Here is a 22251-nt window from a genome sequence, read left to right as displayed (position 1 = left end):
TGGAGAGTTTAATAACATTACGAAATAAAATATTCTATACGAAGTTGCACGGATAGAATACTTTTTGCATGCGGAAATATGTTAAAATTTGGGCAAGAGGGTCGTACGTTGGTACCGTCAGTATTTGGGGATTGGGGGTCGTAAGACGCAGGGCCATGGGAGCGTGTAAGCAAAGGTTCACTATAGGTTAGCTGGAGTAATCGGGCCAATTTAAAGGGGGACTTTGCAATGAATAAACGTGATGTGGCGCGCTATGCAGTAAATGAGCGCGAACATTATAAGATGTATAAACAAGGCAAAATGTGGGCCTTCGCCCTAATCACGACGTTTGCTTTAGGGGCGGGCGCCACGTCGTTGGGTCACACCACCGTGCGGGCGGATGTCAATAGTCATACCAGTGCGGTGGCTACCAGCAGGGCTGCTACGAATGCTACCCACGGGACGGTTCAGGTTGCTGCGACGCAGAGTAGTAGTACGAGTGCTGCTGATAGTACTGCATCTAGCAGCACCGCGGCAACTAGCAGCGTGGCTAGCAGTAATAACACGACGAGTGCGGGCACTAGTCAGTCATCCCCAGCGGTAGGGTCCAGTAGTGCTAGTGTTGCCACCTCGAGTAACGGTAGCGGTGGGGCTAGTGTCGCAAGCAGCGCGACTACGATCAGTGCTGCGGTCAGTGCGAGTGTGGCCACTAGTACTGTAGCTAGTAGTGCGGCCCAGGTGGCAAGTTCCGCCGCCGCTTCGAGTGCGGCGACGACGCTTGTTGATCCGTCACCAGCTTCGTTAGCCGCGGCTAAGTCCAGTGCGACCGCCCAATATCAGGCTACCGGTCAGACACAAGCTATCCGTGCCGTGGCTGGACTCCCAAGTGACACCACGAAGGTCACCGTGACGAAGTCGGCGGACACTGTGGGATACGGGTCAGGCTTAAGTGAATTGGATTTAAGCGTTAATATTACTAACCCGACAGCGGGGGATGTGTACACAATCACCATTCCGGGTGACGGGGCCGTCTTTAAGTACCAACGTACTGCGGCGCTGATTGCTGGGGGTACTACCTACGGGACGGTGACGGACAACACCATTAACGCGGACGGCACCCGCACCATCACGGACACTATGACCGCTAGTTACTCGGGGGTGTTGGTACAACAAATCACAATTGGTTTAAATAGTAATTATGGCGCTCAAGCCACACCAATGGCGGATATTGGGACAACCACGAAAACGATTCGCTACACCGTTAATGGTGTCGAGCAGGCGCCACAGACCATTACCCAAATTGTCACCCCCGCGGCCGTTATGAATGATATGTACATGACCTATCCGGAGGGAAACAGCGATACGCCAGTGGTGAGCGGTACAGAATACGTTTATACCTACCGCGTGGATGAATCCAACGGGGTGTTCGATAACCAATATCAGTCGGAACGGGTCAACTCAGCGGACAATTATGGTTCGACGTTAACTATCCCGGTACCCGCTGGCTTTGTGCTGGATCCAGATACCACCAGTGCGTTGAACGACTTTGAAGATGAAACCACCATTACCCAGCCGGGCGGTGCGGGTACCGATATCGTTATTACGGTCCCGCGTGGGTCCGGTAATCAGGGCTTTCAAAATGCTGGTGGGTATCGCCTCGCTGGTAAGTTTACGGTAGCCCCCGCAGCCGATACGACCAAGTACACCGCTAGTGGCGTAGCAACCCTGACGCAGCAGATCGATGATGCGGGAACACTCTTCACGGCTGTGGGCCAAAACCCGTGGGCAGTCTCGATTGCGGGCACCAACACTGCCATCACGCCGGCTGCGCAGATCACCGTCGACGGTAACAGCACGACCGCGGGGGACCAGCTGGTCCTCGACCAAGATACAACGGATGATCCGACCTTCCTGGCGCAAATCAAATTTAGTAACAACAGTGTGGTTGCCCTAGATCACCCGCAATTTCAAATCACCATTCCAAGTGGCATCGTGGACACGTCCATCTTGCTACCCAAGGGTGAGGTCACACCGATTAACTATTTGCCGGGGACGATATCGTACAGCTACACATTAACCCTTGCTGATGGCACCACGGAAACCGGTACTGCGGCTAGTGGTGATACGATTACCAGCCAGTCGGGTAGCGCTATTCGGCAGGCTGACATTACCATCAATAATCTGGCTGCTGGGGCGGCTTGGGATACTAATGGTGAGCTGGATAAGCACGATACGTTTACAATTTTTGGGCGTCTCAATGACACCCTTGATGACGGTACCACGATTGCTGAAGGGGATGTCCTGACCTTTGATGCTGCCCTGGCGTTGGCGGGGAGTGTTACCCCATTGAGTCAGGCTAGCATCGGGGAGACGGTCACGATTCCGTATGATACGGTCCATAGCTATTTGTACCAACCTAACCAAACACCAGGAGTAACAGACGCTGGCGTGATGGGGACGATTGGTTCTGGCGGTTACCAGCATACGACGGACAACATCTTTGAACCGATTCTCTACTACGTCCTACCTGCGGCTGCTACTTTTGACGGGCTCAATTGGAATGAACCTGACGCCCAAGTGTCCGAATTTACTGCGGATGATGGGCGCACGGTGGTTAAAATTGACTACTCGCACACCGGTGTGTCGATCAACACCGCACTGACTGGTTACGAGATTAAGCTGAACAATAAAATTGATGCCTTACCAGGAGACTATCCGTTGGCATTGTACATTTATTCGCCAACAACGGTACTGACGAATAATACTCCGGTAGAGGACACGTCATTCACGGATGGTAATGCCGATGCGGTTGCGTACATTAAGGACCTGGGTGGCTGGATTTGGCACATTAGTTCGGTGGGCACCTTCACCGACTATACCCTCGCGCAAGGTACTCAGGACAGTGATGCGTCCAATGTCGGGACGACCAATGCGTACGCTACGGCCGACTCACACTTTTACGTTTCGCTGGTCAATACGGTCAAGGATAATGGCCAGCATGATGGTCAAGTGATTGTTAACCTGCCTGAAGTGGGTGATGACCAAGGCTCACAGTTCACCTTTGAACTGTCCGGCCCTATTACCGTTCCCGCCAACTATACGGTTACGGAGGGGACCGGTGGACCGATTGACGCCACCGTCTTGTACTCCACACAGCGCGCGCAGGTAGTTAACAACCAGACGACGGTTGACCTCAGTGGTTACATGACGGCCGACCAGCTCGCAGCGGCAGGTATTGCCTGGGCTGACGTGCGTTCCGTCGCCATTTCCATTAACGACATTGCCAGTTTGACGTCCACCGGGCGCATTGACCTGGCGGGCCAGGTGGCCGACGCGGTGAATCACTTAGGCGACACCGGCTACCTAGAAACGGCGTTTGCCGTTGATGGCGGTGCGTACTCGGTGCAGGGCAAGGGCACGACCGCACAACTAACGGTGCAAAGTTACTCGGACATTCAGGCGCGGTACCACTACGTTGACAGTGATGGGCAAGATCAGTACATCAACTTACCCGACCTGTCGAAGACGTTGGTCAACGACACCGATACGGTGCCGGTTTTGCCAACGACGCAGGCTGATATGTCTACGCTGGACCAGAACCTGATTCCTGACGGTTACGAAATGGTCGATGGGTACACCGTGTTAGCGGCTGACGGGCAAACCCCTGGCCAAGCGGTATCTGGGGCCGTGGTCAATCACAATATGAACGGTGACATCATCCAGTACGAACTGCAAAGTCAGTACACGGTGACCTTCGAATACGTTGATGACGCGACCGGCACGGTGACACCGGGGACGACTGTCCGGGCACCAGCCGGCCAGCAAGTGACCTATGACCTTGATGTACCAACGGGTTACACGCTGGCAACCAAGCAAGATACCGGTGTGAATATCAATGGCAATGAACTCGACTACACCATGACGCCGGTAGCTACCACCACGGTCCAGATTCACATTATTCCGGCTAAGGAGACCGGCACCGCCACGACGACACGGACAATTACGTACAAAGTGGCGGGCGATGCCTTTGCTGCTCCCACTGCAGTGACGCAGACGATGGAGTGGACCACGACCAAGGATCTGGTCACGGGGGTTATCACGGCGGTGCCGCAGGGCAACTTTGCGAGCGTTGATTCGCCGTACGTTCCGGCAACTACCGTTGATGGTGTCCAAACAGCTTGGCGTCCGGATGTGGCGACCGTTCCTGGTGTCACCCTGGCCGAACAAACTGGCATGCCCGAGGATGCCGATGACGTGATTGTCACGTACCAGCCGTACGCGGAAGTGGACACGGCGCCAGCGGTGCAAACCAAGTCGCAGGTCGGCGAACCACTGCACGCAGTGGCCACTACGATGCAGTACGTGGATGATGTGACGGGTGAGCAGGTCGGAACCACTACGACTCATGTGGGTGAACCAGGACGCACGTTTGATTGGATGGCAGTGGTGCCAACCAACTATCGCCTGGCAGACGGTCAGGCGGCTAGTGGGACTTACACTTTTGCCGAAACGGACAATGCGCCCGTTGTCATTCACCTGACACACCAAGTTGTTGACGGTCAGACTGAAACCACGCGGACGATTACGTACAAAGTTGAGGGTGACGCGTTTACCGCACCAGCCCCGGTGACGCAGACGGTCACCTGGAAGACGGCAACAGATTTGGTCACGGGTGATGTGGTTGCTACGCCTGCAGGCAACTTTACGAGCGTCACCTCACCGTACGCGCCGGCAACCACTAATGATGGCGTGCAGACCAGTTGGCAGCCGGATGTGGCCACGGTTGCTGGTATTGAGCTAACGCCAGTCATGGGCACACCAACCGATCCGGCAAGTGTGACCGTGACGTACCGGCCGTACGCACAGATTGATACGGTTGAAACAACTCCCCAAACTAAGACGCAGGTCGGCGAACCACTGCACGCAGTGGCAACCACGGTCAGTTACCTGGACGACGTCACGGGTGAGCAGGTTGGGACCGCCACGACTCACGTCGGTGAACCCGGACGGACGTTTGATTGGACGGCAACGGTGCCAGCCAGCTATCGCCTTGCAGACGGTCAAGCGGCTAGTGGCACCTACACATTTGCCGAAACAGATAATGTGCCCGTTGTCATTCACCTGACGCACCAAGTTGTTGACGGTCAGACCGAGACCACCCGGACGATTACGTACAAAGTCGAAGGTGACGCGTTTACGGCACCAGCCCCAGTGACGCAGACCGTGACCTGGAAGACGGCCACTGACCTCGTCACGGGTGACGTGGTCGCTACGCCTGCAGGCAACTTTGCGAGCGTCACCTCACCATATGCGCCAGCAACTACCAGTGATGGTGTGCAGACTAGCTGGCAGCCAGATGTGGTTACAGTTGAGGGTATTAAGCTGACGCCAGTTACGGGCACACCAACCGATCCGGATAATGTTACCGTGACGTACCGGCCGTACGCACAGATTGACACCACCGGCACGACTCCTGAGGCCAAGACGCAAGTCGGCGAACCGCTGCACGCAGTGGCAACCACGGTCAGTTACCTGGACGACGTCACCGGCAAACAAATTGGTGCCACTACAACCCAGGTTGGTGAGCCGGGACGGACCTTCGACTGGACGGCGACGGTACCAGCCAACTACCGTTTGGCAGATGGTCAGGCGGCTAGTGGGACGTACACCTTTGCTGAAACGGGCAACGCACCCGTCGTCATCCACCTGACGCATGAAGTTAGTGATGGCACTGCCGTAACCTCACGGACAATTGATTATCAGGTTGAAGGTGATGCGTTTACCGCACCAGCACCAGTGGCACAGACGGTCACCTGGAAGACGACTACCGACCTGGTTACGGGTCACGTAGTTGCCACGCCGCAGGGCTCCTTTGGCACCGTGACCTCGCCGTACGTTCCCGCAACGACGGCGGATGGCGCTCAAACTAGCTGGCGGCCGGATATTGCGACGGTGGCGGGCATGACGCTCACGCCACTGACCGGGCTGCCAACCAGTCCCGAGAACGTCACCGTTACTTACCAGCCGTACGCGCAGGTTGACACGGGCGACCCAACCACCCAGACCAAGACGCAGGTTGGCGTGCCGTTACATGCGGTGCAAACGACGGTCCAGTATGTGGATGACGTTACGGGTGACCAAGTTGGTTCAGCCACAGTGCATGTGGGTGAGCCGGGACAGACGTTTGATTGGGCGGCGACGGTACCAGCCAACTACCGTTTGGCCGACAATCAAGCCGCCAGTGGCACGTACGTCTTTGCCGAAACGGACAACGCGCCGGTGGTCATTCACCTGACGCACCAAGTCGTTGACGGTCAGACCGAAACTACGCGGACGATTACGTACCAAGTTGATGGGGATGCCTTCACAGCCCCGGCGCCAGTGACGCAGACGGTCACCTGGAAGACGACTACCGACTTAGTTACGGGTCACGTGGTTGCCACCCCGCAAGGCAGCTTTGCTAGTGTCACCTCGCCGTACGTGCCCGTAACCACGGCCGATGGCGCCCAAACCAGCTGGCGGCCGGATATTGCGACGGTGGCGGGCATGACGCTCACGCCACTGACCGGGCTGCCAACCAGTCCCGAGAACGTCACCGTTACTTACCAGCCGTACGCGCAGGTTGACACGGGCGACCCAACCACCCAGACCAAGACGCAGGTTGGCGTGCCGTTACATGCGGTGCAAACGACGGTCCAGTATGTGGATGACGTTACGGGTGACCAAGTTGGTTCAGCCACAGTGCATGTGGGTGAGCCGGGACAGACGTTTGATTGGGCGGCGACGGTACCAGCCAACTACCGTTTGGCCGACAATCAAGCCGCCAGTGGCACGTACGTCTTTGCCGAAACGGACAACGCGCCGGTGGTCATTCACCTGACGCACCAAGTCGTTGACGGTCAGACCGAAACTACGCGGACGATTACGTACCAAGTTGATGGGGATGCCTTCACAGCCCCGGCGCCAGTGACGCAGACGGTCACCTGGAAGACGACTACCGACTTAGTTACGGGTCACGTGGTTGCCACCCCGCAAGGCAGCTTTGCTAGTGTCACCTCGCCGTACGTGCCCGTAACCACGGCCGATGGCGCCCAAACCAGTTGGCGGCCGGATATTGCGACGGTGGCGGGCATGACGCTCACGCCACTGACCAAACTGCCAGCCAGTCCGGAGAACGTTACCGTTACGTACCAGCCATACGCGCAGGTCGACACGGATGATCCGATCACCAAGTCGATTGCGCGGGTTGGCGAACCGGTCTACGCGGCCAAGTACATGGTCAACTTTGTCACTACGACGGGCAAAGTGGTCGGCACGCTCAACCGTGTTGGTGATCCGGGCGACCGCTTCACGGTCAGTGCGCCCGCTGGCTACCACTTCGTTTATGGGGATGCCGGGCTGATCACGCTACCGGAAAGCAACGCGGCAGCCATCAACGTATTAGTGACCACCGATACGACGCACAACGGTGGCACAACGCCAACACCGACCCACCGGCTGCCAGCCACCGGTGGCAACCCAATGATGACTACGCCGCAACGGACTGCACCGACAAGTGGAGCGCCGACTAACGCCGCCCGGACGACAACCGTCACGGGGGCGATGCGGACCTTGCCGACGACCGGCCATGCGGCTGCGCACCGGCTTCCGGGCACTGGTGCCCGGACACTCCCACAGACGGGCGAGCAGCAAAATGCTTGGACCGTCGCCGGGTTAGGTCTGTTGACGATGGCTCTCGGTTTGTTCGGCTGGAAGCGCCGGCGTCATGATGCACGGTAATTGAGGGTATACAAATGGCCCTAGGATCGACCAGTAACTTTGGTTATCCTAGGGCCACTTTGTGTCTATTTATTTATGATCTGCCTGGACGGGGTAGGCGAAGTGTGCATACAGCGTCGCCAAGAACAGCCCGAATCCGAGCACGAGTAGGAGGGCAAAGTCGACTTTGGCCCCTAAAACCGTAGCCCTGGTGGCCGTCATGGTTAACGTAAACGCGGCGATGATGGCGGACATCACGCTGGTCCCCAGGGAGCCGGCGTACTGTTGCATCATGCTGAAGAGGGAGTTTTGGTCGGCCTTTTGCCGGCCGCTGACCTGCATACTACCGTCGGAAATAGCAACCCCAAAGCCGGAGTTAAAGCCGATTCGCAGTATCACGTAGAGGATGGCAATGCCGACGACCGTTAAGCTGTCGGTCAGCACCCACAGTAATACGAGTGCGAGGCACGCCATGACGCTACTGAACGTCAACGGAATCGTGGCGCCCACGCGGTCGTACACACGTCCAGCGATTGGGGCGCAGACGGCGCCGACCAACGCGCCCGGCAGTAACATGAGGCCCGCGCTCATCGCTGAAGCCCCCAGCACGGTTTGGGCCAATAGTGGCAGGACGAGGGAGAGGCCGATGTTAATGAACTGCAGACCAAAGTAGGTGAACAGTCGTAGTCGTAGTACCGGCCGACGCAGGATGCGGTAGTCGAGCAGCTTGCGGGCACCATGCCGCGCGTAGAACCAGAACACGCCGGCCACGACGATACTACCGGCCACCCAAAACCAAAAGTGACCGTTAGCCCAGCCATTGGTACCGGCACCGTTAAATGCAAAGACGATGCCGGCGAACAGGGCGGCCAGGATGATCATACCGAGGTAGTCGAACCGTAACGACCCGACCCCCGCGGCTTTGCCCTTGATCGTGGTCCCACCCAGAATGGCAATGATGGCGAGCAGCGGTACGATGCCAATGAAGATCGCACGCCAAGACCAGAGGCTGGTAAGAACACCACCGTACGTCGGGCCGAGCGCTGGCGCTAGCGACACGATGACGCTGGCAAAACCGGTGTAGACGCCCAGTTGGGTGCGCGGGACGCGGGTCAGGATGATTTGGAACATCAGCGGGGTGGAAATCCCGGTAGCGACGGCCTGCAATAGCCGTCCCGTTAGTAGCATGGCAAATGTGGGTGCGAACAGGCACATCAGGCCACCAACCAGGCAGATGCCGACGGCGCAAAGGAAGAGTGGCCGCGGGTTGAAACGTTTAAGGATGTACGCGGTGGTGCTCATGACGATGGTGACCACCAACAAGTAGGCGGTGGTGAGCCATTGGACGGTGTCGAGGGAAACCCCCATCGTTTTGATCAAGGTAGGGAAGGTAACGTTCATTGAGGTTTCAACCAGAATGCCGACGAACGACAGCATTCCGACCGCCGCAATGGCGAGTTTGGTACTAGTGGGAACGGTAGTTGGTTCAACGTGTTGCATAATATGGAACTCCTTTATGTTTACTATTTATAGGCGGTGGCGCCTGAAGCAGTTAGTGGTGTGCTGTTATCGCTCTCCCTCTGACTGCCAATATGCATCGGGCTGCAGTTTCTCGCACTGTGGGACACGGCGACCACACCTGCTGGGAATGCTGCTCACAAAAAAAGCCGGCGTGCTGGGGTTTTACGCCCCACCAGGCCGGTTTCTATCATAGTTAGTCGTTAAAATTGCCTGATTCAACGTCGCGGATGAACTGCTTCAGGTGCTTGAAGTAGACCGGGGCATTGTCAATCATGTGGTGGTGTCCACCATTAGGCGTGGTGACGAGCCGGGCGTGGGGGATGACTTCAGCCATCCGCTGGGCGGACTTCATTGGCATCGTTTCGTGTTCCCCAAAGGTCAACAGGGTGGGCACGGTGATGTTGTGAATCTGGTCACGCAGGTCAAAGTCCTTCAGCTTACCGGTGACAACGAACTCGTTGTCGCCCTGGAAGACGTTGTAGACGTCGGTAGCCATCGTGCTGATCAGGTGGCTGATAGCTGGCGGCTGCTTGCGGTCCACGTAGCCGGCGTTGAGGATGTCAACGTAGTGCTGATACTGGGGATCGTCCCAGTTGCCAGCAGCTTCCTGTTCCTTCATGTACTTCACGGCTGAAGGTGGCAGGGCTTCTTCGCGGACCAGGTTGATGTGTTCCACGTATTCTTCGATGTTATCGGTCATGGAACTGATAATGGCACCCTTGAGGTGTTCGCCGTACTTTAGGGCGTACAGCTGGGTGAGGGCCCCACCCCAAGACTGGCCGATCAGGTAAAAGTGGTCCAGGCCTAGTTTCTGGCGTACTTCTTCGACTTCGTCCAGGTAGTAGTCGTAGGTCAGGTACTTAGCGGCAATTTCTGGGTCGGAGTAGTCCGGCTGGTCCGAGTAGAACGAACCGAGCTGATCGTACATATGTACTTGTACACCGAGGTCAGCGAGTTCTTCGCCGAAGTTTTCCCAGTATTCATGCGTGCCACCGGGGCCACCGTGTAGGCAAAGCAGGTGGATGTCACCCTCGCCTTGCGTGTTGGTCCACAGGTGGTACCCGTTATCAAGCGTGATGATAGTTGTGCCTTGCTTCATGTGTGGGTCACCTAGCTTCCTAAATAAGATAGTTTCATTCTATCACAATCGGGAGTGGCGGGTTTATGGCGTCGGTCACGCAAGCTGTAGTCATCGTCAACAGGCCTAGGATGCTCACTACTAAGTAAATTACAATATAACTACAATTATCGGAGCAACAGAAACAACCAAAACACCAGCAATTATCGCGCGCTAACGGCGATGAGAACGGGCGGAAGCGCTTGAAGAACATTTCTAATAGTGGTAACATATTACAACGATAATTTTTTAATACGGTTAAGGGGGTTGGGCCTTGGAGGACTCAGAAAAGCAGTACGAACAACAGCACCTAGATGATACGGTGTGGGAGCTGCACGCCGCTGACAAGCGGCTGACGCAGGAAATTGCCAAGACACAATCCGAAGAAAAGAATATCAGTGACAACTTCTTCAGCGACTTTTCCATTAACCTGACCAACGATGACGAAATCATCGAAACGGCCGCGTCCGTGCAGCAACAGCAGCAACTGCTTGATGAACGGGCCAACGCTCACCGGCAGTCGACCGTTCAGTTGGGTACGGTCAAGCGCTTGTTGAGGAATCCTTACTTTGCACGGATTGACTTTCAAGAAGCTGGTGAACAACCCGAAACCATTTATATTGGGCTGGGTAGCTTTACCGACGCCAACGGTCACTTCCTGATCTACGACTGGCGAGCACCAATCAGTTCCATCTATTATGACGGCAAGCTGGGGCAGGTCACCTACCAGACCCCGGACGGCCCGCAACGGGTGGAGTTGAGTTTGAAGCGCCAGTTTGTGATCAAAGACGGGACGAAGATCGAGACCATGTTCGACACCGCCGAAACGATTGGTGACCAGATGCTGCTGGAAGTGCTGGGGGAGAAGTCTGACACCCAGATGAAGAGCATCGTCACCACGATTCAGCGTGAGCAGAACCAGATTATTCGCGACACCACGGCTGACCTGCTGTTTGTTCAGGGGGCAGCCGGTTCCGGTAAGACCAGCGCGGTACTGCAGCGGGTGGCGTACCTGTTGTATCGGTATCGGGGCAACCTGACCTCCAGCCAGGTGATCATGTTCTCGCCCAACCAACTGTTCTCTGACTACATCGGCAACGTGCTGCCCGAAATGGGTGAGCAGAACATGGTACAGTTTACCTACTACCAGTACGTGACGCGCCGGACGCCGGGGATGCACGTGCAGAACCTGTTCCAGCAGTTTGAAGCCGACCAGACGCCTTTGCAGGCCAAAGTTGCGGCGCTGAAGGAAAGTGATGCTTTCTTCCACGCCACTGAAGCGTACGCTGAGCATTTGCGTAGCGCCGGGGTGCGGTTCAAGGACATTCGGTTTCACGGTGGCGTCTTCTTTAGCCGCAAGAAAATTGCGGAAATCTTCTATAGTTATAACCAGAATTACAACATGAATAACCGGGTACAGGCCACTAAGGAACGGTTGACCTCGATGCTGAACCGCCGGGTAGGCTCCGAAACCCGGGCCAAGTGGGTGCGCGAGGCCGTTGAAAACTTGTCCGAGGAAGAAATTCGGGACCTGCAGGCACAAAGTCATCCTGGTGAATTTCAGGATAGCAACAGTGAGTTCCAGTTCTACGCGCGCCACATCGTTACGGAGGCCTTTGCCGAAATCGATGCAGCCATCGTGCGCAACCGGTTCCTGAACGTTCGGGCCCAGTACGTCGCGTTCTTGCGCGCCGTGCCGGACCTGCTGGATGTGACCAAGTTTGGTATTACGCCGAGTGAGTGGAACCAAAGTGTCGACGAATTTGTTGAACAATTCCGCCAACGCAAGCTGACCATGGCCGACGCGACGCCATACTTGCACCTGTACGACTTGATGATTGGTCGGCATGGTGACCGCAAGATGCGCTTTGTCTTCATCGACGAAATTCAGGACTACACGCCGTACCAACTGGCGTACCTGCAGAAGAACTTCCCGCGGGCCAAGTTTACCTTGCTGGGTGACCTAAACCAGGCCATCTTTACCGGTAGCAACGCCCGGAACCTGATGGGTTCGGTCACCAAGTTGTTCGATCCGGACAAGACGCGCGTGGTGCAGTTAACGCAGTCATACCGCTCGACGGCCCAGGTCACCGAGTTCACGAAGGCCCTGCTCAAGAGTGGCCAGAAGATCGTGGCGTTCAACCGGCAGGGCGACTTGCCACAGGTCTTGGTCCGCGCGACGTCGGCGGACGCCTTTAATACTTTGACCAAGCAGTTGGCTACCAACGCGCAGGATCACGACACGACGGCCATCATCACGCGGTCGTTGGGTGACGCTGCGGCGCTGCAGCAGCAGCTCCACGATGCGGGTCAGCGGTCGACGTTGATTCGCTCAGAGAACCAGCGGCTGGTGCCGGGCGTACTCGTGGTACCGTCGTTCTTGGCCAAGGGGCTCGAGTTTGACGCCGTGGTGGCGTGGAACGTGACGCCAGCAAACTTTGGCGCGGATACGGACCGGGAACTTTTGTACACCATCTGCTCTCGGGCGATGCACCGCTTGACGGTGATTGCCACGGGTGCGGTATCTCCGTTGATCACGGCGGTGGACCCTAAGCTGTACACAACCGAACAGTAATATTGCGAGCGACTACCAGTGAGGTGGCCGCTTTTGGCAATTGTCGCGCTGATTGGCCAAGCAATGCAGGCCACTGGCTACTTGTTGGTAGTGTCATCGGCCGCAAGCAATAATTGTGGTAGAATACTGCCATTAAGACACGGGACGATAATTTGGAGGCAAGAATAGTGGAAAAAGCTGCAGGACAGTACCGGACGTTTGACCGGGCAACGTGGTCCGCAATGGGTCCCGCCAACGGCACCGACATTACGCCGGCTGAAATCGAACGGGTCCGGTCCCTCAACGATAAGCTGAGCATTGATGATGTTCGCGACGTCTACATGCCGCTGGTCCGGTACCTACGTATGCGGCGGGACAATTATTTGCATACTGAGCAGGCCAAAGCTAACTTTTTGGGCACCGACGACCGCGTGGCACCGTTTATCATCGGCATCAGCGGCTCGGTCGCGGTCGGCAAAAGCACCTCAGCGCGCTTGCTCCAACTGCTAATGAACCGGGTGATGCCGGACCTCAAGACACAGATGCTGACCACCGATGGCTTCCTGTACCCCAATGCCGAGTTGGAGCGGCGCGGCATCATGGCGCGTAAAGGGTTCCCCGAAAGTTACGACATGCACGCTTTACTCCAGTTTTTGATCGACATCAAGTTGGGGCGCGCGGCGCAAGCACCGGTGTATTCGCACGAGGAGTACGACGTGGTGCCCGGTCAGTTCACGACCGTGGACCAGCAGGACATCGTCATCGTGGAGGGCATTAACGTCCTGCAGACGGGCGGTGATGAGCCCATCTTTTACTCCGACCTCTTTGATTTGTCCCTCTACGTTGACGCCGCTGCGGATGATATTGCGCGTTGGTACGAGGAGCGTTTCTACAAGTTACTCAGTTTGGCCAAGGACGACCCGGATGATTACTACTATAGTTACGCGCACGGCGATCCACAGCGGGCGGCGGACCTGTGCCACTGGGCGTGGAACGAGGTCAACTTGCCGAACCTGGAGGAGTACATCCTGCCGACCCGGGCGCGGGCGGACGTCGTCTTGCACAAGCGCGCAGACCACACGATTGATCAGGTCTCGGTCCGCCGATTCTAGGTGATTGACCGGCTTTGTAAATACCGGTAGAATTGTTACAACGATTAAGACGTTAATAGCAAAGGAGTGTGACATGGTGGCAACTGCGCAAAATAAGGACTACGACAAGATTATCGTGCTCGACTACGGTAGCCAGTACAACCAGCTGATTACCCGCCGGATTCGTGACTTCGGCATTTATTCCGAACTTAAACCGCACACAATTAGTGCGGCGGAGGTGCGGGCCTTGGCACCAAAGGGGATTATCTTCTCTGGCGGCCCCAACTCGGTTTACGATGAGGGTGCCCTGGGCGTGGACCCTGAGCTGTTTGAATTGGGCATCCCGATTCTCGGGGTGTGCTACGGCATGCAGCTGATGGCTAAGGAACTGGGCGGCCGCGTTGAACCGGCGACCGAGCGTGAGTACGGGCACGTCGACATTGATGTCCTGACCGACACGGACCCCGTGTTGTTCCGCAATTTGCCAGCCCACCAGACTGTCTGGATGAGCCATGGTGACTTGGTGCGCGAAGTCCCGGATGGCTTTGTCACCACCGTCACCAGTAAGAACTGCCCAATTTCGGCCATGGCGGATGACGACCGCAAGTTCTACGGCATTCAGTTCCACGCCGAGGTGCGTAACACTCAGTATGGTGAGCAGATCCTGCGCCACTTTGCCTTCGACGTTTGTGGGGCTACAGCTAACTGGAACATGTCGGACTTCATCGAGGACCAGGTGCATGCCATCCGCGCCGAAGTGGGCGACCAGCAGGTGCTGCTGGGCCTCTCCGGTGGGGTCGACAGTAGCGTCGTGGCGGCGTTGTTGCACAAGGCGATTGGCGACCAGTTGACGTGCATCTTTGTTGACCACGGCCTGCTGCGCAAAAACGAGGCCGACCAGGTCATGGCCAGCCTCAGCGGTAAGCTGGGTGTGAAGATCATCAAAGTCGACGCAGCCGACCGCTTCCTGGGTGACCTCAAGGGCGTTACCGACCCCGAGCAGAAGCGGAAGATCATCGGGCGGGACTTCATTGAGGTCTTCAACGATGAGGCGCGCAAGTTGCATGGCATCGACTACCTGGCGCAGGGCACGCTGTACACCGACGTGGTGGAGAGCGGCACGGATACGGCGCAGACCATCAAGAGTCACCACAACGTCGGCGGCTTGCCGGATGACCTGAAGTTCAAGTTGATCGAGCCACTGAATAAGTTGTTCAAAGACGAAGCGCGTGAACTCGGCGAAAAGCTGGGGATCCCGCACGACCTGGTTTGGCGTCAGCCATTCCCTGGCCCTGGCCTGGGTATTCGTGTCCTGGGTGAAGTTACCGAGGACAAACTGGACATCGTGCGCGAATCCGACTGGGTCCTGCGCGACGAAATCGCGAAGGCCGGCCTGCAGGAAAGCATTTGGCAGTACTTCACCGTCCTGCCAGGCTTCCGTAGTGTTGGCGTCATGGGGGATGGCCGGACGTACGACTACACCATCGCCATCCGGGCCATCACCAGCGTGGACGGTATGACCGCCGACTTTGCCCGTATCGACTGGGACGTACTGCAGAAGATCTCGGCTCGCATCGTCAACGAAGTCGGGCACGTCAATCGCGTCGTGTATGACATTACGAGCAAGCCGCCGGCAACGATTGAGTGGGAATAGCAGATTAGAGGATACAAACGTTGATATGTCAACGTTGCGACACCTTGTCACTGTCGGATTGCAACTTTTTTGCAACTTTTGGGAGGGTGCCATGAACGCTTCCGTTGGGTTGCACGTTGGCCACGTCGTCAGTTGCAAAATCTATTGCAACTAGACCATTCAGTCGTTTTGCCGCTGCTAAATTCATATTCGGATATAAATGTCCGTATGTGCCTAGCGTGGTTTGAACGTCTTCGTGGCCCAACCGCTCTTTGATCACCAGCGGGTTTTCACCCAAGCTGATCAATAGCGAGGCGTGTGAGTGGCGCAATGCGTGAACCCGGATGCGGTGTACTTTGGCGAGTGCTGCATGCCGGTCGATAATGCGACCCACTAAGTCTCGACGAACTGGCATCCCGTTGTACGAAACAACAGAATCCGTCTTACATTCAGACGCTTGAGCTTCTTTCCATTTGGAGAGGATCTCAAGCGTCTTTGCGTCTGGCGGGATAATGCGGTTGCCGGCAGGGGTCTTTGGTGCCGAGAAGGTGTAGATCTCGTAGCTGCGCAACCATAGCGTCTTGTTAACGCGGATTGTGCCTTCTTCAAAATCTATGCCTTCCCATTGAAGCGCAGTTGCTTCGCCGATACGCATGCCGGTCATGAATTGAAGCCAGAGAATCATGAAGCAGAAGTGTTGGTAGTAGTCTTCAATGTAAAACGTCTTGATGACGGCCTCGAATTCTTCTTTCGTCCAAAACCCAACTTCGGTTTTCTCTTTGCGAACATTGCCAATGGTCTTGGCTGGGTTTTCGTCCATGAAACCAAGTGCGATTGCACGTTGGAAAATGCGTGATAGGTAGCACTGAACCAAGCGAGTATAACTTTTACTTACTTGACTATTTTTGACCCCATACGTTCGTTGAACTGCCCTTGCGCTCCAGCCTTCTGCTTGAACTAGGCCAATATAGAAGAGCTTCTCCTCAAGCGTGTATCTTGAACCTTTCCGGCCCATACAAAAACTCCTTCCTAGGAAGGCAAGCTTTAATTATTTGCTTGTCTACCCAAGAAGGAGTATAGCCTTTATTCGTGACGCGATTAAATCCCTTTTTATAACGTGATGGTGGCTGTGGTGAAAGGGGGTGGAGTAATCGTCAGAATTTTTCATGGTAACAGCTAAGTGCGACCTACTGAAACGAGACCACTACAGCACACTATTGATCACATTGCGAATGTTTGTCAGAATCCAATCGTCAGGATAATGGCTAGGATTCACAACAAGTTGTTGCTTTTTCATGAGGTAATAGTCTTCAATGCTTTTTGCGCTCAGATTATTTTGCATCAAGAAATGAGAGTCAATCAGCCTGCAAATCGTAAATTCAATCTCTAGTTCAAACAATTCCGCGTTTTGTTGGGTGAACTCACCGGCGTTTGAAGCTGCTTCAAAAACTTCTACAATTTTACGCCGACGCATCTTGTTTGCATTATCGATTATTTCGGCCAATGCAGGATAAGTTACGCTCAAATCAGCCATGAACGGTTCGAACTCGTAGGTGGCGATGGTCAAACTTTTGAGAAATATTCGTTGGAATCGATCTGGATAAGAAGCGTTCACTGGAATTTCGATTTCAGAACCAATGTATTTACTAATTTGATCAACCATCAATGTCAACACAGATTCTTTTGAATCAAAATGCTTATAAAACGTCGCCTTTGAGATATGCATCATCTTCGTAATATCAGTGATCCGACTCTTTTGAAACCCATCTACTCGAAAATAAGCCATCAACGTATCAGTTAATTCTTGTTTTGACGCATCTGTTTTATAGCGTCCCATATCACGACTAACGTTTGTCATTGGAATCACTCCTCTACATTCAATTTTACCTTAGCAAACACAATAAGTGAACAGGATAGACCAAAAAGGCATTTTTGGTTTACATGGTATTTAATGTGGAGTACACTTATTTTTGGTAAATGAATTGAATTTTGGAAGGAGCGACTGCTTTGAAGTTATGGAGTGATTCTGAGTTAAATGATTTTTCGACATCAAAAGATATTTTCGTATCCCCATTTTATAGTGATGGCAAGACTTTCGGGACCCCGACCAGGATTTCTGGTGTCGTGGTTGATGGACATTTCTATATCCGCCCGTACAATGGTACACATTCTAGTTGGTATCGATCAGCGGTGACGCAATAAGCAGGCAAAATCAGGATCGATGGCAAGGATTATTTATGCGGGTTTCGAGCAGCTGGCAATGATGGTGTTGACGATGCTGTTAACAGCGCCTATCGAAAAAAGTATGCTTCGAGTCCATATATGCCGCACATGTTATTAACTCAGCCTGATGGTCCAGTGAAAGCGACGGTTGAAGTGTTGCCACAAGTTATTGCGTAAAGGAGTGTCGAAGATGTCTAACCAATATATTAATAACAAAGTTGTGATCATCATGGGGGCCTCAAGCGGTATTGGGGAAGCAACAGCTCGTCGATTAGCTGAAGATGGTGCCAAAGTGATCATTTCCGCGCGTCGAGAAGATCGATTGAAAAAAATAGCAGCGTCATTATCAGCCTATGAGGTCAACTATCAGGTTGCCGATGTCCGGGTGTTCGAAGATGTACAATCAGTAGTTAAACTGGCCATGACAAAGTATGGTCGTGTTGATGTTTTATATAATAACGCCGGGATCATGCCGCTCAATCCTTTATCACAATTGCGCTTAGACGAATGGCGGGCAATGCTTGATACCAATATTATGGGGGTATTGAATGGAATTGCCGCGGTATTACCGATCATGGAAAAGCAAGGCGGTGGACAGATTCTGGCAACTGATTCTGTAGCCGGCCATGTGGTTGAGCAAACTTCTGCGGTATATGCCGGCACTAAATTTGCAGTGCGTGCAATCATGGAAGGCTTACGTCAAGAGGAAAAAGATCAAGGCATTCGTTCGACCATCATCTCACCAGGCTTGGTGGATACTGAACTTTATACGACGGTTGATGATGCCGAGACGCAAGCCTACCTCAAGCAGAAAGCGAAGATCGATGGGCTGGGCTTAAATCCAGAAACTGTTGCCAATGCTGTCGCATTTGCAATCAATCAACCTGCTGGCGCAACCGTAAATGAAGTCTTGATTCGCCCAACTAAGCAGGAAGGATGATGAATCGGTGACAAAAACCGCGCTATGCAATAATCATTTTGTGGTTGTCAGATAAAATACAATAATTTACCTGCTGATTATGGGGGCATCATCGTAAATCCCCGAACAAATTTGATTTAGATTTTTGCCTTAAACTAATTGAAAAGTTGACGCAAGCGGTCGCGTAAGAAGGGATTGAATCGCATGTCTCATTCTCCTCACCGGGATAATCTGATTCTCAAAAGCTGGTTGCTAATTGCGTCAATACTAGGCGTTGATACCCGGGCACCCTCCTAAGCTTTTTGTCGTCAGCGTTCTTGACTTAAACATAGGTTCGTATGCTAGGTTTAACGGCGAAAGGAATGATTAGATGCCATCAGAATTAGATAAATTGAGGGCCGGGGAGTGGTTTTGCTTTACCGACGCAGAGGTCGCCGCACGCAAAGCCCACGCGGCGAAGCTCTGTCAGGAGTTCAACGCCATTCCCGCCACGGAACCGAAAAAACAAACCAAGAAGATGCAGGAGATTCTGGGCAGTTACGGTCCGAATCTGTCGGTGCCGGCCAAGCCAATTCGGCAGTTGAGCGAAGAGTAGCAAGGACGTCATCGCCTTGAGGAGCGGCGCCGACCTTGTGGCGACCGACTAACTGTTCTGTTTGTGGTGGTAAGCATATGTATCACTGACAGATGAAGTGCAATAGAGAAGTTAAGCAATCTAGATTTTGAATTAAACAACCATGGCTTGTTCCCGATACTCACTTGGGTTCAAGCCATTTTTGTTGTGGGGGTAAATTAGCCATTGTGCACCGGACCAGTTCTCAACCAGTCGAGCAGAATCGAAAGCGAGGTTATTACGGGTTAAAATTAGCCCTGGATTGAATTTTATCGAGCAATGTCAGCAACGTTTGCTTTTCTTCTCGGGTAACTGGTGCACTGACGCGTTTTTCCAGGTTAACAAAGGTTTCGTGCACAGACTGGACCAAAATTTGGCCGTCCGGGGTCAGAAACAATTGCTTTTGGCTGGAAGTGGTAAAGTGCCCCACAATTGCTGGCTTATTTGCCTAGCGATTGTGGGGCATTTCAATTTTAGCGGACTTCTTTGCGCCAATTTTGCGCAGTGATTACCTAGCTTTTGTAACCGTTGACATCAGCCCGGTGGACTAGCCATAATAACCGGTATAGTTATAGTTAACATCGAGGCGGAGATTAATATGAAAGTCACAACCACGATGATTGCACCGGAACTCAGGCATTCTGGAGAGGTTTTCCGGCATTTGGTGCCGTATTTTACCCCCAGGGCATTTAAGTTGAGTAACTTGTTGATCAAACCGCTGAAAGGCCTCTTTAGTCACGACATGCGGGTAACGCAGGTTGATATTCTGCGGCCCGCTGGTAGCAGTGTTTCTGGAGATTTGCGTCTGTGCGTTTACCGGCCGCTGCTGCAACCGACCGCGCAACCGGGGATGCTGTGGATCCATGGTGGTGGGTTTGCGCTGGGGGCGCCGGAAACGGAAACGGGCTTTATTCGCAAATTTGTGGTTGAACGCGGTTGTACGGTGGTGGCACCCGATTATTGCCTCTCCACGCAGGCACCGTACCCGGCGGCTTTGGAAGATTGCTACCTCGCGCTGGTCTGGACGCAGCAACACGCAACCGAACTGAACATCAGGTCCAACCAGCTGATGGTCGGCGGTGATAGTGCCGGCGGTGGGCTCACCGCCGCCGTGGCCATTCGTGCCCAGGACCGCGGACAGGTCGCCATTGCTTACCAGATGCCACTGTACCCGATGCTTGATGACCGCATGACCACGGCCTCTATGCAGGACAACGATGCGCCGGTTTGGAATTATAAATCGAACGACAACGGCTGGAAACTTTATCTGGGTGATTTGTTTGGCACGGACCAGGTGCCTGCTGACGCCGCACCGGCACGGGAACAAGATTTTCGGGGCCTGCCACCAGCGTTTACCTTCGTTGGTAGCATTGAGTCCTTCCGCGACGCGACGGTGACCTACATGCAAAAACTGTATGCCGCTGGTGTGCCGACTGAATGCCACGTGCTGAAAGGGTGCTATCACGGATTTGACATCATCGCCCCGAATTCGCCCCAGGCGCAGTATGCGCATCGCTTAATGATGGCCAGTTTTGACTACGCAACGAGGCACTATTTTGCGGAACAACCAGGGCGTTGATTAGTGCAAAGTAGGTGCGGCAACTGCTACCCGGTGTAATCCGCATTTGGAATTTGTGCAAGATTTTTTGAAGCTTGGTGGAATTTCGTCAAGGAGGATGGTTCGATTATGCCAACAATGCAAGCTATTCGGCTCACGCAGCCGTGCAGCACCGCGCAAATGGTGCCCGTCACCGTCGCGCGGCCGACGTTGAAGCCCGGGTATGTTTTGATCAAAATCAAGGCTTTTGGCATTAATCCGTCTGAGGTCATCAGTCGCAGGGGCCAGTCAGATCCGGATTTTTCCTACCCCCGAATCCTGGGTATCGAGGGCGTCGGTGTGGTCGCGGCCGCCAATTCTGGCAGCATGTTTAAAGTCGGTCAGCAAGTGGCGGCCTTAATGGGCGGCCTGGGTCGTGAAATCGACGGGACCTACGCGGAATACACGTTGGCCAGGGAAAATGGTGTGATTCCGTTTACCAGTGCTTTGGACTGGGATGTTTTGGGTGCTTTGCCGGAGACATTGCAGACCGCTTACGGGTCGCTGCGGCGAGGGCTACACCTGCACACTGGGGATGTGCTACTGGTCCACGGTGGTACTTCAACGGTGGGGTTGATGGCGACCGCTTTGGCTAAACAGGCTGGCGCTACGGTGATTGCGACCACCCGCAACCGGCAGAAGTTAGCCGCGATCACCAAAGACGGGGCAGATCACGCGGTACTTGATGACGCGCAGCTGGCAGCGACGGTTCGGCAACTGGCTCCAGACGGCGTCGATAAGGTGTTAGAGCTGGTCGGGGCCGACAAACTGATTGATGACATGCAATTGCTGAAGGAAGGCGGACGTGCTTGCTTGACGGGGTCGCTGGACGGCTGCTGGACGTTGCCAAACTTCTCCCCCTTTGCGATACCAACCGGTACTTTCCTCACTAGCTATGGTGGTGCAGCCAGCGACCTGCCGGTAGAAGTTTTGGCGGCTGTGCTGAGCAAAGTCGAAGCAGGGCAGATACCGGTGCAGATTGCTAAGGTGTACCATGGTCTAGCTGAGGCTGGCCAGGCGCAGGCGGATCTGGAATCCAGCCAGGATGTTGGCAAGCATGTTGTGGTGCTGTGATTGCAGGTGCAGTGAAACGAATTTTTTTTCGCGGGCTTATCCCAGCACTAAAGGATCTGGGTCAGTATGGTTAGACAACGATGCTAACCGTACTGACCCAGATCCTAGGAACACGGATAGAAAACCAAAAAATCGCCAATGGGGCTGATACCCCATTGGGGCGCTGGTCCGC

12 protein-coding genes and 1 pseudogene are annotated in these 22251 nt (G+C 54.4%); 9 read left to right on the top strand and 4 right to left on the bottom strand.

What is annotated here, in order from left to right; genetic code table 11:
* Nucleotides 1–228: 228 nt before the first annotated feature.
* Nucleotides 229–7758, top strand: a complete 7530-nt coding sequence (locus tag FD19_RS04370; RefSeq protein WP_056969208.1) for an LPXTG cell wall anchor domain-containing protein — start codon at nucleotides 229–231, stop codon at nucleotides 7756–7758.
* Between the two features lie 69 nt (nucleotides 7759–7827).
* Here FD19_RS04370 and FD19_RS04365 read toward each other — a convergent pair whose 3' ends face one another.
* Nucleotides 7828–9237, bottom strand: a complete 1410-nt coding sequence (locus tag FD19_RS04365) for an MFS transporter (protein ID WP_056969207.1) — start codon at nucleotides 9235–9237, stop codon at nucleotides 7828–7830.
* A 214-nt stretch (nucleotides 9238–9451) separates the two neighbouring features.
* Nucleotides 9452–10357 carry a proline-specific peptidase family protein gene (locus FD19_RS04360; protein ID WP_054749934.1) on the bottom strand — a complete coding sequence of 302 codons (906 nt, stop codon included), beginning with the start codon at nucleotides 10355–10357 and terminating at the stop codon, nucleotides 9452–9454.
* A 292-nt stretch (nucleotides 10358–10649) separates the two neighbouring features.
* On the opposite strand from FD19_RS04360, the gene helD reads away from it, so the two are divergent.
* The 3 genes from helD to guaA all read left to right on the top strand — a co-directional run bounded on the left by helD (nucleotide 10650) and on the right by guaA (nucleotide 15674).
* Entirely contained in the window at nucleotides 10650–12950 is a 2301-nt protein-coding gene (gene helD, locus FD19_RS04355; protein ID WP_056969206.1) for an RNA polymerase recycling motor HelD, read from the top strand.
* A gap of 167 nt (nucleotides 12951–13117) precedes the next feature.
* The gene (coaA, locus tag FD19_RS04350; protein ID WP_082619499.1) at nucleotides 13118–14041 is read left to right on the top strand and encodes a type I pantothenate kinase; all 924 of its coding nucleotides are present in this window, start codon (nucleotides 13118–13120) and stop codon (nucleotides 14039–14041) included.
* 76 nt (nucleotides 14042–14117) lie between these two features.
* A complete protein-coding gene (gene guaA, locus FD19_RS04345; protein WP_156639629.1) occupies nucleotides 14118–15674 on the top strand; it encodes a glutamine-hydrolyzing GMP synthase in 1557 nt (518 codons plus the stop codon).
* Nucleotides 15675–15702: 28 nt separating this feature from the next.
* Here the strand turns inward: guaA and FD19_RS04340 are convergent, their stop codons facing one another.
* Nucleotides 15703–16668 (bottom strand): site-specific integrase, encoded by a 966-nt coding sequence (locus tag FD19_RS04340; RefSeq protein ID WP_082619498.1) that lies wholly within the window; start codon nucleotides 16666–16668, stop codon nucleotides 15703–15705.
* A gap of 189 nt (nucleotides 16669–16857) precedes the next feature.
* Nucleotides 16858–17511, bottom strand: a complete 654-nt coding sequence (locus FD19_RS04335) for a TetR/AcrR family transcriptional regulator (RefSeq protein WP_054749936.1) — start codon at nucleotides 17509–17511, stop codon at nucleotides 16858–16860.
* 131 nt (nucleotides 17512–17642) lie between these two features.
* Here FD19_RS04335 and FD19_RS09875 point away from each other — a divergent pair, with 131 nt between their 5' ends.
* The 5 genes and pseudogenes from FD19_RS09875 to FD19_RS04315 all read left to right on the top strand — a co-directional run bounded on the left by FD19_RS09875 (nucleotide 17643) and on the right by FD19_RS04315 (nucleotide 22079).
* Complete coding sequence (locus FD19_RS09875; protein ID WP_338034387.1) at nucleotides 17643–17855, top strand: DUF2255 family protein; 213 nt, start codon at nucleotides 17643–17645, stop codon at nucleotides 17853–17855.
* A gap of 211 nt (nucleotides 17856–18066) precedes the next feature.
* A complete protein-coding gene (locus FD19_RS04330; protein ID WP_056969204.1) occupies nucleotides 18067–18816 on the top strand; it encodes an SDR family oxidoreductase in 750 nt (249 codons plus the stop codon).
* Nucleotides 18817–19165: 349 nt separating this feature from the next.
* Nucleotides 19166–19360: pseudogene (locus tag FD19_RS04325) on the top strand (maltose acetyltransferase domain-containing protein); the annotation flags it as partial.
* A gap of 646 nt (nucleotides 19361–20006) precedes the next feature.
* Nucleotides 20007–20987, top strand: coding sequence for an alpha/beta hydrolase (locus FD19_RS04320; RefSeq protein ID WP_054749944.1), 981 nt, complete (start codon nucleotides 20007–20009; stop codon nucleotides 20985–20987).
* Between the two features lie 108 nt (nucleotides 20988–21095).
* Nucleotides 21096–22079: a zinc-binding dehydrogenase gene (locus FD19_RS04315; RefSeq protein ID WP_235804141.1), complete on the top strand. Its 984-nt coding sequence runs from the start codon at nucleotides 21096–21098 to the stop codon at nucleotides 22077–22079.
* The last annotated feature ends 172 nt before the right edge of the window (nucleotides 22080–22251 follow it).

Origin of the sequence: Lacticaseibacillus thailandensis DSM 22698 = JCM 13996 (assembly GCF_001436135.1) — a bacterium.
Lineage (GTDB): Bacteria > Bacillota > Bacilli > Lactobacillales > Lactobacillaceae > Lacticaseibacillus > Lacticaseibacillus thailandensis.
The sequence above is the reverse complement of the archived record's forward strand: the minus strand, read 5'-3'. Positions and strand labels throughout refer to the sequence as shown.